Raw genomic sequence first — 14587 nt, 5'->3', positions numbered from 1 at the left:
GTGATTACTTTATGCCGCCTGCGGGCGGTTTTTTTATGGGCGCGATATGACGAACACAGCGATTAAAGGGCGGAAGGGCGGTAGCACCAAGACCCGCACCCCGGTGGAAGCTCCGGACAGTATTCAGTCCATAGCCAGAGCCAAAATCCTTGTCGCGCTCGGCGAAGGTGAATTTGCCGGCGGCCTGGACGGGCGCAGCATTTATCTCGGCGACGCGTCATCGTATACCCCGCTGCAGAATGCCGACGGCAGTTACAACTTCAACAACGTAAAATACGAGTTTCGTTCCGGCACCCAGGATCAGACCTACATTCAGGGCTTTCCCGGCGTTGAGAACGAGCTGCAGGTCGCCTATGAGCTTAAGCAGGCCGTGCCATATGTCCGCTCTGTCTCCAATACCCAGCTTTCAGCACTGCGGATCCGCCTGGGCTGGCCCACACTGTTAAACCAGAAAGATAACGGCGATAAAGTGGGTACGCGCGTTGAGTACGCGATCGAGCTGTCGGTCGACGGTGGTGCATACGCGCCCGTGGTTAAGGGCGCTGTCGATGACAAGACCACCACCCTCTATGAGCGCAGTCACCGTATTGACCTGCCAAAAGCCACCACCGGCTGGCAGCTGCGCGTGCGCAGGATTACACCGGATTCAACGACAGTGAATGTTGTGGACAGTATGCGCGTTGAGGCGGTCACCGAGATCATCGATGCGAAGCTGCGTTACCCCAACACGGCGCTGCTCTACATTGAATTCGATGCGAAGCAGTTCCCGAACGGCATTCCGCAGGTTGTGTGCAATCCGAAGGGGCGCATTATACGCGTGCCTGATACTTACGACCCTGACACGCGAACCTACTCAGGCACCTGGGAAGGCGGGTTTAAATGGGCGTGGACCGATAACCCGGCGTGGATTTATTACGACATCGTGCTGAATGAGCGGTTCGGGCTTGGTCAGAGGATTGATGCGACCCAGATTGATAAATGGGAGCTGTACCGCATCGCGCAGTACTGCGATCAGCCGGTACCGGATGGCAAGGGCGGCAACGGTAAGGAGCCGCGCTTCCGGTGTAATGTCTACATCCAGGAGCGCAATGACGCCTGGACGGTGCTGCGCGACCTGGCCGGCATTTTCCGTGGTATGACCTACTGGGGCGACAACAAGCTGTATGTGCTGGCCGATATGCCCCGCGATATCTGGCACATCTACAACCACGCCAGTGTGGTCGACGGCAAGTTTACCCTTGCCGATCCGAGCGAAACCACCCGCAACACCGCCGCGCTGGTGAACTGGTCCGATCCGGCGAATCACTACAAAGACACACCGGAAGTGGTTTATGACAACAATCTGGCGATGCGCTTCGATTACAGCCAGCTCGAACTGACGGCCATCGGCTGCACCCGGCAGTCAGAGGCAAACCGGCGCGGGCGCTGGGCGCTGCTCACGAATGGCATCGGTGAGGTGGTGACCTTCAGCACGGGTATGGATGTTCCCCCTGTCGGGGAAGTGATCGGCGTGGCCGCGAACGAGCTGGCCGGCAGGGTGATTGGCGGCAGGGTCAGCGCGGTAAGCGGTCGTAATATCACGCTCGACCGTGCCGCAGATGTCAGGGCCGGTAACCGGCTTTTCCTCAACCTGCCCTCGGGTGTCGCGCAGGCCCGGACCGTGCAGGCAGTGAAGGGCAATGTTGTCACGGTCACCACGGCCTACAGCGAAACACCTGAGGCGGAGAGCTGCTGGGGTGTGGATGCTGACGATCTGTTTATCGCGCTCTTTCGTGTAACCAGCACCCGTAACAACGATGACGGCACTTTCGAGGTCACCGGAGCGACGTACAGCCCGGATATTTATGCTGCGGTCGATACCGGCGCGCGGCTCGATGAAAGGCCGGTCAGCGTCATTCCGCCCGGCGTGCAGGCACCGCCGGAAAACATCGTCATCGACAGCTATTCGACGGTCAGCCAGAACATAGCGATCACCACCATGCGTGTTGCCTGGGATTCTGTTAAAGGGGCAATCGCCTACGAAGCCGAGTGGCGACGCGACAGCGGCAACTGGGTGAGCGTGCCCCGCACCTCCTCTCAGGGATTCGAGGTGCCGGGTATCTACGCAGGGCGTTATCTGGTGCGGGTGCGGGCGGTGAACGCCAGCGATGTCTCGTCCATATGGGCGACATCAGCTGAGGTTACGCTCACCGGGAAAGTGGGCAATCCGCCGAAACCGCTGGGCTTTACCGCCTCCGAAAACGTGGTGTTTGGTATCGAACTGAACTGGGGCTTCCCGGCGAACACGGCTGATACGCTGAAAACGGAGATCCAGTACAGCCTGACCGGTAGTGCTGACGATGCCATGCTGCTGGCCGACGTGCCTTATCCGCTGCGCAGATATCAGCAGATGGGGCTTAAGGCCGGACAGATTTTCTGGTACCGCGCGCAACTGGTGGACCGGACCGGTAACGAATCCGGGTATACCGACTGGGTACGCGGCCAGTCCAGCTCCGATGTGACGGACATTACAGAGGCAGTGCTTGAGCAGATCAAGGACACCGACCTGTTCAAAGACCTCATTGAGAACGCCGTGGACAGCAGTGCCAAAGTTGCGGAACTGGCAGAGGCAGTGAGGCAAAACGCCGACGGCCTGGCTGAGGCGGCAGGCGCAAACCGCCAGACAGCAGAAGCCATTATCGGTAATGCCCTGGCGATCGCGGATGTTGTTGTCCGCCAGTCTGCCCAGCAGGGCGCTAACTCCGCGAAATTTGAGCAGCTGCGCGAAGTTATCGCCACCGAAACAGAAGCGCGCATTACGGATGTGATCCGCCTGGAGGCAAAGACGGACCAGAACGCCGCCGGCATCACCGAAGTGCGCCAGGCGCTGGCAAACGAAACCGAGGCACGGGCTACAGCTGTCGATCAGCTTACCGCGCAGACGGAAGAGAATAAGGCCAGAGTGACAGAGCTGACGCAGACCGTGACAGATCTGGACTCGTCCAGTGCCTCGCGCTTTGAGGAGATTTCGGCAGAGATCGCGGGCATAGACGGCAGTGACATCAGAGGGGGAATACAGAGCAACTCCATTGCGCTGATTACGACCACGCTGGCGCAGGTTAACGATCGCACACGGCTCAGCGTGCAGTACGGCGACAACAAGGCCGGGATTGAGCGTGTTGATAACGTGATGGCGGATGCCAGCCAGGCTGTCGCGGAGTCGCTCAGGTCGTTGGATGCCAGTTCCGGCGCTGGCACGGCAAACACCACCGACTTTGCGAAAACCATGGCTGACTTCTCGCAGGTCTCGGCGACAAAAATCAATACGCTTTCAGTGACAGTCAACGGGCAAAGTGCGGCGATAACGCAGGCATCTCAGGCAGTCGCAGATATCAGCGGTAACCTCAATGCGATGTACAGCATCAAGGTGGGGGTGGATGCGAACGGGCGCCAGTACGCCGCAGGGATGGGGATCGGGGTACAGAATACTCAGTCGGGTATGCAGTCGCAGGTGCTCTTTCTGGCCGACCGTTTCGCCGTGATGACACAGGCGGGCGGGACGGTGAGCCTGCCGTTCCTGGTGCAGAACGGGCAGACATTCATCAACGAGGCCTTCATCAATTACGCGTCGATCACCCTCGCTCGCGTGGGCTCCTGGTATTCAGCAAATTACGTGGCCGGGCAGACCGGGACCATCATGAAGGCGGACGGGACGTTTGAGGTCAACGGTGCGGTATCAGGCCAGGGACGCATGCAGATAACGAATAACCGCATCATCTCTTACGATGCGCAAAACCGGCCGGCAGCCGTTATGGGGCAACGCTTATAATGCAGATGTTTATTGCAGGGACCAGCTTTGATGCCATCAACTCTATGGCGGCAAGCTACGTACTGGATGTCATCACCATTACCGGCACAGGGAGTAAGACCTACTCCCTTTCCGGTGTGTCGCTGACATACGCCATTGTGAATGATTTTATGGGAGGGCAGTTAACGGGCGCAACCTACAGCGTCAGTGTCAGAGGATTAACCGTATCGTGGAACGTCAATAATGCCGTCACCCTTATTGTGTACGGCAGCCCGGTAGCGGGTACGCAGAGTGACTACTTCGGCTTCCAGCTGTTCCAGTACATAAACGGGGTCAGGACGGTCAAGCTGGCCCCGAATTATGTGCCGCTGTGCCTGCGCCAGATTATAGATGTGCCGGCCGGCGCGCGGACCGTGCAGACGCAGGTTCCGGCCGGTAACCCGGTAATGTGTTTTCACCGTCACACTGGTGAGGCGATGGATTTGTGCTGGTGGAAGCCCGTCACGGCCAGTGGGTATCACGCGCTGCAGTTTCCCACTGCGGCAAGTAACCAGACCGGGTGCCGGGTGTATGTTTTTTCGAATATTCTCGCGAATATCCCGGATTATGGCTTCTTTCTCTACCGGGACGGACAGATGGTCTGGCACAGCAACTGCCTCCCGCTACAGGTCATTCCACTGACTAACGGGGATATCACCAGCGCCACGCCGCTGGCGGTGTCATCGAGTGTCACGTCACATATTTTCGTGCCTCAGGACCCGGCATATCCGACGGGATACAGCAATTTCATGTGTGCATCAGCGGGAAAAGACGGGGCTGCATATAAAGTGCAGGTCGGGAAAGTATTCCAGAGCACCTATATCAGCAACCCCGATGAAGGAAGGAGGATGAGAGGGTGGGCATGCGGCGGTGTCGGGTATATCGACACCCGGTTCTATGACCAGTACTACAAAAATGCGCTGGGCATCACCTGATACTGTCACTCAGTCACCGGCAGCCTGTCGCAGGCCGAGGTGTCTGTAAAAGCACTCCGCTCAATCCACTGATAACCGAAGCTGCCGCCGGAGAGATATTCGGTGGTGCTGACCGGTTTTCTTATGCCGAATACCGGAACCGACACCCGGTTTTTCATCACCACAGCCTCGTTATAGCACCGCGGGGGCGTGTTGCTGGCGCAACCTGATGCCATTAACGAAACCAGCACAACCGCCGCAGCGTTAATCATTTTCATCTTTATTCCCTGAACCGTATGGATGTGAATCCATTCTATTGGCCGCCTGGTCAGGCGCTAAATAGATTAAACAGATCAATATTTCCTGATTGATCGACTTTATCGATCGTTTATACGCGCGCCGTATTCTGGCGCCATGCCCGGAGAAAACATGATTTACACAACTGGCTCTATTGCAGTTAGCGGCAATACGCTGACCGGCACCGGCACGAATTTCACCGCAGCAGGCTCCCTCATTCGTGCCGGCTGCACGGTGCTGGCACTGACCAGCCCGGCGCAGGCCTTTCAAATCTCCTCAGTAGACAGCGCGACCAGCCTGACCGTGTCACCTGCGGCATCAGTCCCTGCCGGTACAAAATTTGCCATCCTGCTGAGCGACAGTCTGAGCGTGGATGGCCTGGCACAGGATATCGCCGAGACGTTCAGCATGTACCAGCGGTACATGGGTGGTTTTGCGGATGTGATGAACGGCAGCGGAGATGTGACCATCACCATTAACGGTCAGCCTGTCACCGTTCCCGGCCAGAAGTCGCTGGCGAAGAAGGGCGCTAACGCCGACATAACCAGTCTGAACGGACTGACAACAGCGATCACACTTGCTCAGGGCGGTACCGGCGCAAAGACGGCAGCAGGAGCACGCACCAGTCTGGGGCTGGGAAGTATGGCTACCCAGAGTTCTGACGCGGTAAATATAACTGGTGGATCCGGGACATTCACCAGCCTTAGCTCTGACGCGGTGACCATCACCGGTGGAACAGCTTCTCTTGGCACTATCGAGACAAAAGCAGGGGCGGAGCAGCCACTGGTAATACGCACCGCTCCGAGTGGGCTTGGCTATATACGTTTCAGGGATGCGTCTGAAAATCCACTGGCTTATCTGGGATTCGGAGCGAGTGGTGCCCAGCACTTTATTCTGGCGAGCAACATCGGAGTAAATAGCGTCACGCTGAATACTACCGGCGCTGTGACAGTAAAAGCAGGGGGCGCTAACTACGCTTTCCAGACAAACGGAACCGCTACGGGGCAGCTGTGGCAGAGCACATCCGATGTCAGGATCAAGAAGGATATAAAGCCGATCACCAATGCGCGTGAGGTAATCAGTGCAGTCACCGGGTATACCTTCAAGAAGAGATACAACCTCTATGAAGTCGCCGAACCGCTTTATACCGAAGAGGCGGGGATCCTTGCCCAGGAGCTTGAGCTGGTGGCGCCTGAAGCCGTCTCAAAAAATGATTTCGGCGCCCACGACCTCGAAAACAATCCGATTGATGATTTACGCGCGGTCAACTATGCGGGGATCACACCCTACCTGATAGAGCTGGCGAAGCTACATGAGGCCGAGATTTCCGATTTGAAGGGAGAAGTGGCAGAGCTTAAGGCACTCGTATCTTCCCTCGCGCAGGGCTCTTGAATAAAAAAGCCCCGGCGACGGGGCAGTTACATTCCGTGCATGTCTGGTGCAGGCTACGGGACTGCATTAACTTTAGTCGAAAGATGATTTAACTTAAGAAAAATATTCGGCTGTTCAAGCCGTTGACAAATCTTCTTGCCGCTTCGTCTTGATAAGCTCTGAAATTCAAAATACTGTATATAAAAACAGTATTGAGTAGGTGCACATCATGCCCAGAAGAGACGATATCGAGACAGCATTCAGGCAGGCCATATTTATGGAGCCCAGCGGGCGACGCACGGTTACCACGGCAGATTTTGTGAAGGTTTTGCTCACGTTTAACTGGGACTGGACACCGCGCGAGGCTAACCAGTGGATCGAGGGCCACGTCAGCACGTTCAAAGATATCTCTCAGCAAGAGGGAGAACTCCGCACCTTCATGATGTACAACCCGAACGGAGGCCTGTGATGGGATTCCCTTCGCCAGCAGCTGACTACCTGGATGAAAAGATATCGCTCGACCACGAGCTGATCCGTGTACCTTCCGCAACTTACTTCCTGCGTGCCGGCACAGAGTCCAGGCGTGAGGCGATAAAGAAAGGTGCTTTGTTGATTCTGGATATGTCGGCCACACCGGTCGATGGATCCATTGTGATGTGTCACCTGGATGAGCAGATGCGCATGCTGCGGCTGCGGCTTCATCCTTGCCCGAGGCTGGAAGAACTGGACAGACCGGAAATCACCTATCCAATGACGAGTGATGACTTTGAAGGCCGGCTGGTTTTCAAAGGGGTGATCACCTACATCATCAATGACGCCAGAACAGGGGAGTTTGACGACTGTCCGGTGATGTAATTTGTCAGGGGTTTTACCTTAATTTTACCTTTGACAAATTTTAAACATAAAAAAACAGCTCTAAGAGGCTGGTTTAATTGGGGAATTTTGGTCGGCACGAGAGGATTTGAACCTCCGAATCCCGACACCCCATGACAGAGGCTCCTATCTTAAGAGCCGCTTAGTGCCAGAAGCGACATTACTAAATCCGCACTGCATTAATTTTTGTGCGTAGGCCAACAACAACTTCGTAGGGATTCGTGAATTCGAGCTACAGCGTCTAAACACAGCGGGTGATAATGCCAAAAAGTAAAACGGGCAGATAGCAACAACCGAAAGGCTGCCTCTGTAGCGGAGAAACATGCACGACTTGCAGTGGTTAAAACTGCTGAAACAGTTGAATCGGTAATGGAAATCAAAGGTAGCAGCATAACCACCATCATCTTGCCCTTTGTCATGTGAAAACGTTAAAACTCTGTAGACTCCATTCACCGCCGCCTTGCCTACACCAGAAAGGCAGCGGCCATTGATGGATCAGAAAACATGAATCGCCCGGGTGGCTCCTGCGAATCACGATTCTGGCTTCAAGCTGATACTAATCAGAGGCCACTTATTGTGGCCTTCTCTCAACATTAGGGATGCCAATGAAAAATGTTCTGGTGTTCTTCAATCGGCAGCCGGTGGTGGTTGTCAGGGTCGTAGATGGCACTACCACAATACTCCGTGAATACCCGAATGGTGAGGAAGCTCACCTTAAGATTAGGTATGCGGGAGTTCATTCGCTGACTGGCGATCATACTGAGTTTTGTGTGGCCTCTGACAGAGAGGTTACATCACGTGAAATCGTCGAAGCTGCAAACAAACTTTTGAAATAGCTTGAGCTTGCTAATTTCTCAAATAAAAAAGCCTTCTGAACGAAGGCAAACTTGAGGTACGGCATTGGTTCTTGTTCTCAGTTCCTTCAATTCTCTCTGAAGGTATGGGCTCATGCATAAGCCATTCCCTGGGTCGGGTTGCGCATCATTAAAAATGCCTAGCTAAGTATGGTCTACAAACCATTTACAAAAAGCGTAAGCGGATGACTAATTCAAAATTTTTATTAATGGCAGAGGAAAGACTATTACGGCATTACAACAGGCATTCACTGTGTGTCTGTGATAATGCCAGGAAAAATCTGGCAAGCGTCGGTTGTGGCTTGACACCAGATATCCTGCGAACGAGGCTGCGGCATCGGCAGTGTGGGCATTGCAACCAACTCCCGATTTACCAGTGGTGTGAGGGATTATTCCTGAGCGCACTCATGGAAGATAACCTATGATTTATAAAAGGTTGGGTGTGAAAAAGGAGTATATATGAAACCTGAAGAACTGGAGCGTAAAGCTGAGCAAGAAATTTCTGCTCTTATTACTAAAAAAATCACTGAGCTACGGAAAAAAACAGGCAAAGAAGTTGCTGAGATCGAGTTTATCCCGAGTGAGACCATGTCCGGTCTTGAGGGGTATAAAGTAAAAATAAAACTTATGTAGAGTAAACAGGTCGCTTAGACGGCCTTTTTTATTGATCCCAGTTGACCGGTGCGCCCGGAATGCGCATACAGTTCACTGCATTTAAGGACTTTGAAACGCCGCAGACCTTCATTACCGCAAGTGTTTTGCCCTGCGAAGGACGAACTACGCCTTCACTCAAGGGTATCCAGTTAATCTGCGCCATAACCCCGTGCCGTTCCGGAGAACTCCATCCCGTCACACCATCTGACCACACCGCGAAGCTCGGTGACTTCAGAATGCGTGTCCGGCGTATCATCCGGCATGGGTAAACCGGAGGAGTTAAAGAGTTTTACCTCCGCGTCCATCGCCGTCAGCAGTCGACCAGCTTCTTTCGCGGCAAAGTGGCTGCAGGAACGATCTCTTATTGAGCCAGACAGGATCAGAGTCCGGGGCGACTCCTGCATGTGAAGGCGTTCAGCGATGTGGCTATCACATCATTCCGGGCAGGAAATGGTTCCATTTTTCTCCTCCGGAGAGAAGATGATTTCAAAAGTAACACATATGATTTAACATATGTGTATTCTGAAGGGAACGGAGTGAAAAATGCTACAGCCTGTTCAGCTTTTCAAAATCCTGTCGGATGAAACACGGCTCGCCATCGTCATGCTTCTCCGGGAGTCAGGAGAACTGTGCGTCTGCGATATCTGCGCGGCCATTTCCGAATCGCAGCCCAAAATCTCGCGACATATGGCTATTCTTCGCGAGGCCGGACTGGTACTGGACCGTCGTGAAGGCAAATGGATCCACTATCGTCTGTCACCCCACCTACCGGCATGGGCAGCTGAGACAATCACGACATCCTGGCAGTGTATGCGGGAGGATTTGCGTAAATGGCTGGATAAATCAACCTGCACCTCCTGCTGAGGAAGAAGAACACATTTATGTAATCATATATAACGGAGTCTGAGATGCTTTTGGCAGGGAGTATATTTTTACTGACGCTGATACTGGTGATCTGGCAGCCCAGAGGCCTGAGTATTGGATGGAGCGCGAGTATCGGGGCTGTGCTGGCGCTGGTAACCGGTGTCATCCATATCGCTGATATTCCCGTTGTCTGGAATATCATCTGGAACGCGACAGCGGCATTTATTGCGGTCATAATCATCAGCCTGCTGCTCGACGAGTGCGGCTTCTTCCAGTGGGCCGCACTGCACGTCTCACGCTGGGGTAACGGTCGTGGCCGCCTGTTGTTTACCTGGATAGTGTTGCTCGGTGCCGCTGTTGCTGCTTTGTTCGCCAATGACGGTGCCGCGCTGATCCTGACGCCAATTGTGATTGCGATGCTGCTTGCAATGGGATTCAGCAAGGGCACAACGCTGGCCTTTGTGATGGCCGCAGGATTTATAGCAGATACGGCCAGCCTGCCGCTCATTGTTTCTAACCTGGTGAATATCGTCTCAGCGGACTTCTTCGGTCTGAGCTTTACGCAGTATGCCTCCGTTATGATCCCCGTAGATGTGGCAGCGATTGCGGCCACGCTGGTCATGCTGCATCTCTTCTTCCGCAGAGACATTCCTGCGACGTATGACGTTTCGCTGCTGAAGAAGCCTGCCAGTGTGATAAAAGATCCGGCAACGTTCAGGGCGGGCTGGATTGTCCTGTTATTGCTGCTTGTCGGTTTCTTTGTTCTGGAGCCTCTGGAGATCCCGGTCAGTGCGATAGCGGCTGCTGGCGCAGCAGTGCTGTTTATAGTGGCGAAAAGAGGTCATGCCATCAACACGGGAAAAGTCCTGCGCGGTGCGCCATGGCAGATCGTTATTTTTTCGCTGGGCATGTACCTGGTGGTCTATGGCCTTCGCAACGCAGGGCTCACGGAGTATCTGTCTGGCGTGCTGAACCTGCTGGCAGAAAAGGGGTTATGGGCAGCAACGTTCGGCACCGGCTTCCTGACCGCGTTCCTTTCATCGGTGATGAACAATATGCCGACTGTGCTGATTGGCGCGCTGTCGATTGACGGGAGTACGGCGACTGGCGTCGTTAAAGAGGCAATGATTTATGCCAATGTGATTGGCTGCGATTTAGGCCCCAAAATCACCCCGATTGGCAGTCTGGCTACCCTACTCTGGCTGCATGTGCTTGCCCAGAAAAATATAACGATTACCTGGGGATATTACTTCCGCACCGGCATTATCATGACTCTGCCCGTGCTCTTTATCACTCTGGCGATGCTGGCGTGGCGACTATCTGTCACTTTGTAGTGAGAAACTGATATGAGCAACATTACTATCTATCACAACCCGGCCTGTGGCACCTCACGCAACACACTGGAGATGATCCGTAACAGCGGCATCGAACCCACCATCGTTTATTATCTCGATACTCCACCGGCACGTGATGAGCTTAAAAAACTCATTTCAGCTATGGGTATGCCGGTACACGTATTGCTGCGTAAGAACGTAGAACCTTATGAACAATTAGGGCTTGAAGAAGAAAAATTTTCTGATGAGCAGTTAATCGATTTGATGCTTCAGAATCCGATCCTGATCAACCGGCCGATAGTAGTGACCCCGCTTGGCACTCGTCTTTGCCGCCCTTCAGAAATAGTGCTGGATATTCTACCGGAAGGTCAGAAAGGAGCGTTTACCAAAGAGGATGGCGAGAAGGTCATTGACGAAACTGGGAAGCGGATTAATTAATCTGCCCACTTAAAAATTTCGGACGTCTGCTTTTCGCTCAAAGCGCACATCATGACCGCGCTATCTGACCGCTCCGTCCCAGATACCCTTTAAAAAGCGCCAAAGCATGAAGCCCGGAACGGGAAAAATAGCGGTTGATTATCTGCCGGCGCACCCGGGAACCCGAGTGAAGGTCAGCCAGAAACTGCACCAACAACAGCATGAGCGTGAGCAGCTTGCCATGAGGCTGAAACCAGGCGGCCCTGGTCAGGGATGCTGTAACGTCGGTGACCGGCCCGACCGGCCGTGATTGAGTTCCTCGACTATGGGTGTCATTACCTGTGCCTCCATTGAGCAACGCGTCTTATTGTCACAGAATGTTCTTCATTAACAAAAGCAAACAATAGTCTACGGTGACTATCACAATTAAAGGTAATGCATTCAGGAAAAAATGCCGATAACCGAGGTTATTAAACTTAACCCGGTGCACAGGACTCGTAAACATTTGCTCAGACAGATTTTTTCACAAAAAGGGCTGCGTTCTGCTGCTTCCTTAGACACGTTCCAGCGGGCTATGCCTGCCATTGAATTCCGGCATGCGGGCATGGTTCATAAGGCGAGACCGTATTTTTTGGAAACATTGGCGTATAAAGATGTTCTGCACGGCCTTAAAGGCACGCAGGCGACTCCCCCTATAAGTTATGCTCTCATGCATGATGCAGATAAGCTAATCTTGAGCATTCAGGAGATTTCAGAAGGTATTGAGAGTGCAGTTCGGGATGTCGCCCCTTCATTGAAAGCCTGCTTTCAGGCTGGACGTGTATGAAAATCGGTAAGCGCAGCAAAGCCATGACCGGCGCAGACCATAACAGCGCTGTGCACATGCACTCTGTTTGTTTCCGAATTAGGCATAAGCTGAGCCTTTATATTAAGGTCTGGTTAAAACGTATTATTTTTCACCCGACATCGCCCCGTCACCTGCTTCACCGGAGTGGTTTTATGCTTATAAATCTCAGGGACAATGAAGAAAAACGGCAGAAAGCCATGAACGCACTCAAAACACCCGATGAAAACAGGGATTCGGTGCTCAAGGAATTTGTCCGTCTTACCAGCGATTCACTGGGCATCGCCGGTAGCTTTATTTCCGTTGTTGATGAAAGCCATCAGGTTATCCGGGCAGCTCACAACTTTCATCTTTGCCAGACCACCCGCGAAGATGCTTTCTGCAGTTATGTGGTCGACAGTGGAAAAGTGATGGTCGTGCACGATACGCTACAGGATCCCCGTTTTGCAAAACACCCTCTGGTGGTGGCACCTCCGGGGATCCGTTTTTATGCCGGTGCGCCCCTGGTTAACCGGGAGGGAATCATTCTCGGCACGTTGTGCGTGACAGACACGGTACCTCATCCATTTTCCCGCAGAAAAATCACCAGGCTGAAAATGCTTGCCCGGCTGGTGATGGCATTTCTGGAGGTCTGGCATTCGGCGGGTTTTACAGATGCCGCGACAGGCCTTCCAAACCGTCAGCAGCTGATACGCCGCCTGGATACACTCCGTCAGGATACTCATAGCCTGTTTAGACTGACTTTAGTTGACTGTATTGATATACCCCGAGCCTATGAGCTGGCGCGTGCTCTGGGCATGGCGCCGGTGGAGGCGATGCTGCGTGATACGGGCTTATTGATCCGGGAGAGACTGTCGCTGCACCCTGCTGATATAATCTATACTGTGGCCGTGGGACGCTACGCTATTCTGGCACCGGCCAGTGACCGCTTTTCTGCAAAATATGTCGCGAGCATGATGCGCGACTTCAACGTCCATCCCAGAAACGGGATGGCCATGAACCTGACCATACATACAGGTGAAGTCTGTTTTGCGCCGGCATCATTGTCACCTCAGGAGAGCCTGAGGCGTGCAGTCAGTGCACTGCATGATGCCATCAACAAGAACGTGGATGCGCAGGAGTTTGATGAACTCAGCGACGCCCGACTTAACAGTGACTTCATCCTCATGAATGATCTGGATGCCGCACTGCGCAGCAACAACGGCGGATTGTATCTGGTGTATCAGCCCAAAATATCACTGATCGCTGGTCAGACAGTCAGTCTGGAGGCGCTGATCCGCTGGCGTCATCCTGAAAGAGGCGAACTTTCTCCGGCGGATTTCCTGCCCGTTGCACATTTCTCGGGCCTGATGAACCGTCTGACAGACTGGGTGGTGGACGAAGCCGTCCGCCAGTTGACAGTCTGGTCTGATAATTTCTCATTTCTGCCCGTATCGGTTAACGTTAGTGTAAGCGACCTTTCACGCATAGGTTTTGCCGCAACTCTGTCAAAAAAAATGCAGTGTGCGGGCCTGCCCGCACATCTGCTCGGACTGGAATGTCTGGAAAACGAAATCGTCACCGAGAATACCGAGGCTCTGACCAATATGGCCGAGTTACGTGAACTGGGATTCAGGATCCTGCTGGATGATTTTGGCGCAGGTTACAGCAATATTAGTTATCTGCGCCGTATGCCTGCCGATATAATCAAACTTGATAAATCACTGATCGGCGGTATAACTAAGGATTCAGGCAGCCGCACCATAGCCAGTAGTATTATTCGTATGCTGAAAGATCTGGATTATGTGGTGGTTGCCGAAGGTGTCGAAGATGCAGCCACAATGGAGCTGCTAATTAAATACGGATGCGACGAGGCTCAGGGATTCTATTTCTCCCGCCCACTGCCACCGGCTGCGCTGGAAGCCTGGCTTAATAACAATTCTTCCCGAAAATGAACTGAACCCTTCTTATTAACTCGACACTGACGGCCATAGCAAACACATTGCTTTGATAGAGGAAAAAAGACTTTCGATAAGATCATTAGGGTTTAGCAACATTTGCAAACCTGAATCGATAACTCTGGCCCCCTTTTGGCCTGTGTGACAGCAGCCTGATTAGGTTTTCTTGTTTGAGATGACAAAAATATCATTTAGTCACGTATCAAATGTCCGCTTCTCGCTCCTGGCGGACGTTCTAAGGCATCTTTTTACATTGCAGTATTCATAATATGGCTTCAATAGTATCGGTAACTATTGGAATTAAATAACAATAATTTCAGTAAATGTTATGAAAAATTACTCTAACTGTACTTTACCGGGCAGGCGATCCTGCAGGCCTGGCAGATGAAGCGCAAAATGTTT

12 protein-coding genes and 1 pseudogene are annotated in these 14587 nt (G+C 53.0%); 11 read left to right on the top strand and 2 right to left on the bottom strand.

Features of this window, described 5'->3' with window-relative positions:
* Positions 1 to 46 precede the first annotated feature (46 nt).
* The gene (locus SOM48_RS01740) at positions 47 to 3808 is read left to right on the top strand and encodes a TipJ family phage tail tip protein (RefSeq protein ID WP_320511300.1); all 3762 of its coding nucleotides are present in this window, start codon (positions 47 to 49) and stop codon (positions 3806 to 3808) included.
* Entirely contained in the window at positions 3808 to 4761 is a 954-nt protein-coding gene (locus SOM48_RS01735) for a hypothetical protein (RefSeq protein WP_320511299.1), read from the top strand. Before SOM48_RS01740 ends, SOM48_RS01735 begins: the two co-directional genes overlap by 1 nt.
* A 5-nt stretch (positions 4762 to 4766) precedes the next feature.
* Here SOM48_RS01735 and cor read toward each other — a convergent pair whose 3' ends face one another.
* Positions 4767 to 5018: a phage exclusion lipoprotein Cor gene (cor, locus tag SOM48_RS01730; RefSeq protein WP_320511298.1), complete on the bottom strand. Its 252-nt coding sequence runs from the start codon at positions 5016 to 5018 to the stop codon at positions 4767 to 4769.
* 151 nt (positions 5019 to 5169) lie between these two features.
* Between cor and SOM48_RS01725 the strand changes: the two genes are divergently transcribed.
* From SOM48_RS01725 to SOM48_RS01705, 4 genes are all read left to right on the top strand, one after another.
* The gene (locus tag SOM48_RS01725; RefSeq protein WP_320511297.1) at positions 5170 to 6429 is read left to right on the top strand and encodes a tail fiber domain-containing protein; all 1260 of its coding nucleotides are present in this window, start codon (positions 5170 to 5172) and stop codon (positions 6427 to 6429) included.
* Positions 6430 to 6637: 208 nt separating this feature from the next.
* Entirely contained in the window at positions 6638 to 6877 is a 240-nt protein-coding gene (locus SOM48_RS01720) for a DNA polymerase V (protein WP_320511296.1), read from the top strand.
* Positions 6877 to 7263, top strand: a complete 387-nt coding sequence (locus SOM48_RS01715) for a HumD family translesion DNA polymerase (RefSeq protein WP_320511295.1) — start codon at positions 6877 to 6879, stop codon at positions 7261 to 7263. The genes SOM48_RS01720 and SOM48_RS01715 overlap by 1 nt, the downstream gene beginning before the upstream one ends.
* 1331 nt (positions 7264 to 8594) lie before the next feature.
* Positions 8595 to 8768: a GnsA/GnsB family addiction module toxin gene (locus SOM48_RS01705; protein ID WP_076770027.1), complete on the top strand. Its 174-nt coding sequence runs from the start codon at positions 8595 to 8597 to the stop codon at positions 8766 to 8768.
* Positions 8769 to 8820: 52 nt separating this feature from the next.
* Here the strand turns inward: SOM48_RS01705 and SOM48_RS01700 are convergent.
* Positions 8821 to 9211, bottom strand: a pseudogene (locus SOM48_RS01700) (NADPH-dependent FMN reductase); the annotation flags it as partial.
* 121 nt (positions 9212 to 9332) lie between these two features.
* On the opposite strand from SOM48_RS01700, the gene SOM48_RS01695 reads away from it, so the two are divergent.
* From SOM48_RS01695 to SOM48_RS01675, 5 genes are all read left to right on the top strand, one after another.
* A complete protein-coding gene (locus tag SOM48_RS01695) occupies positions 9333 to 9653 on the top strand; it encodes a transcriptional regulator (RefSeq protein ID WP_320511294.1) in 321 nt (106 codons plus the stop codon).
* 44 nt (positions 9654 to 9697) lie between these two features.
* The gene (locus tag SOM48_RS01690) at positions 9698 to 10987 is read left to right on the top strand and encodes an arsenic transporter (protein ID WP_320511293.1); all 1290 of its coding nucleotides are present in this window, start codon (positions 9698 to 9700) and stop codon (positions 10985 to 10987) included.
* Positions 10988 to 10999: 12 nt separating this feature from the next.
* Positions 11000 to 11425 carry a glutaredoxin-dependent arsenate reductase gene (arsC, locus tag SOM48_RS01685; protein WP_038886220.1) on the top strand — a complete coding sequence of 142 codons (426 nt, stop codon included), beginning with the start codon at positions 11000 to 11002 and terminating at the stop codon, positions 11423 to 11425.
* 430 nt (positions 11426 to 11855) lie between these two features.
* The gene (locus tag SOM48_RS01680; protein WP_076770024.1) at positions 11856 to 12230 is read left to right on the top strand and encodes a hypothetical protein; all 375 of its coding nucleotides are present in this window, start codon (positions 11856 to 11858) and stop codon (positions 12228 to 12230) included.
* A 173-nt stretch (positions 12231 to 12403) separates the two neighbouring features.
* Complete coding sequence (locus tag SOM48_RS01675; protein WP_320511457.1) at positions 12404 to 14182, top strand: sensor domain-containing phosphodiesterase; 1779 nt, start codon at positions 12404 to 12406, stop codon at positions 14180 to 14182.
* The last annotated feature ends 405 nt before the right edge of the window (positions 14183 to 14587 follow it).

Source organism: Kosakonia sp. CFBP8986 (genome assembly GCF_034044935.1).
Taxonomy (GTDB): Bacteria; Pseudomonadota; Gammaproteobacteria; order Enterobacterales; family Enterobacteriaceae; genus Kosakonia; species Kosakonia cowanii.
The sequence above is the reverse complement of the archived record's forward strand: the minus strand, read 5'-3'. Positions and strand labels throughout refer to the sequence as shown.

Bases quoted from the DNA above. Each gene is read 5' to 3' on its own strand.
- SOM48_RS01740 (WP_320511300.1), top strand. From the start codon at position 47: ATGACGAACACAGCGATTAAAGGGCGGAAGGGCGGTAGCACCAAGACC.
- SOM48_RS01735 (WP_320511299.1), top strand. From the start codon at position 3,808: ATGCAGATGTTTATTGCAGGGACCAGCTTTGATGCCATCAACTCTATG.
- cor (WP_320511298.1), bottom strand. From the start codon at position 5,018: ATGAAAATGATTAACGCTGCGGCGGTTGTGCTGGTTTCGTTAATGGCA.
- SOM48_RS01725 (WP_320511297.1), top strand. From the start codon at position 5,170: ATGATTTACACAACTGGCTCTATTGCAGTTAGCGGCAATACGCTGACC.
- SOM48_RS01720 (WP_320511296.1), top strand. From the start codon at position 6,638: ATGCCCAGAAGAGACGATATCGAGACAGCATTCAGGCAGGCCATATTT.
- SOM48_RS01715 (WP_320511295.1), top strand. From the start codon at position 6,877: ATGGGATTCCCTTCGCCAGCAGCTGACTACCTGGATGAAAAGATATCG.
- SOM48_RS01705 (WP_076770027.1), top strand. From the start codon at position 8,595: ATGAAACCTGAAGAACTGGAGCGTAAAGCTGAGCAAGAAATTTCTGCT.
- SOM48_RS01695 (WP_320511294.1), top strand. From the start codon at position 9,333: ATGCTACAGCCTGTTCAGCTTTTCAAAATCCTGTCGGATGAAACACGG.
- SOM48_RS01690 (WP_320511293.1), top strand. From the start codon at position 9,698: ATGCTTTTGGCAGGGAGTATATTTTTACTGACGCTGATACTGGTGATC.
- arsC (WP_038886220.1), top strand. From the start codon at position 11,000: ATGAGCAACATTACTATCTATCACAACCCGGCCTGTGGCACCTCACGC.
- SOM48_RS01680 (WP_076770024.1), top strand. From the start codon at position 11,856: ATGCCGATAACCGAGGTTATTAAACTTAACCCGGTGCACAGGACTCGT.
- SOM48_RS01675 (WP_320511457.1), top strand. From the start codon at position 12,404: ATGCTTATAAATCTCAGGGACAATGAAGAAAAACGGCAGAAAGCCATG.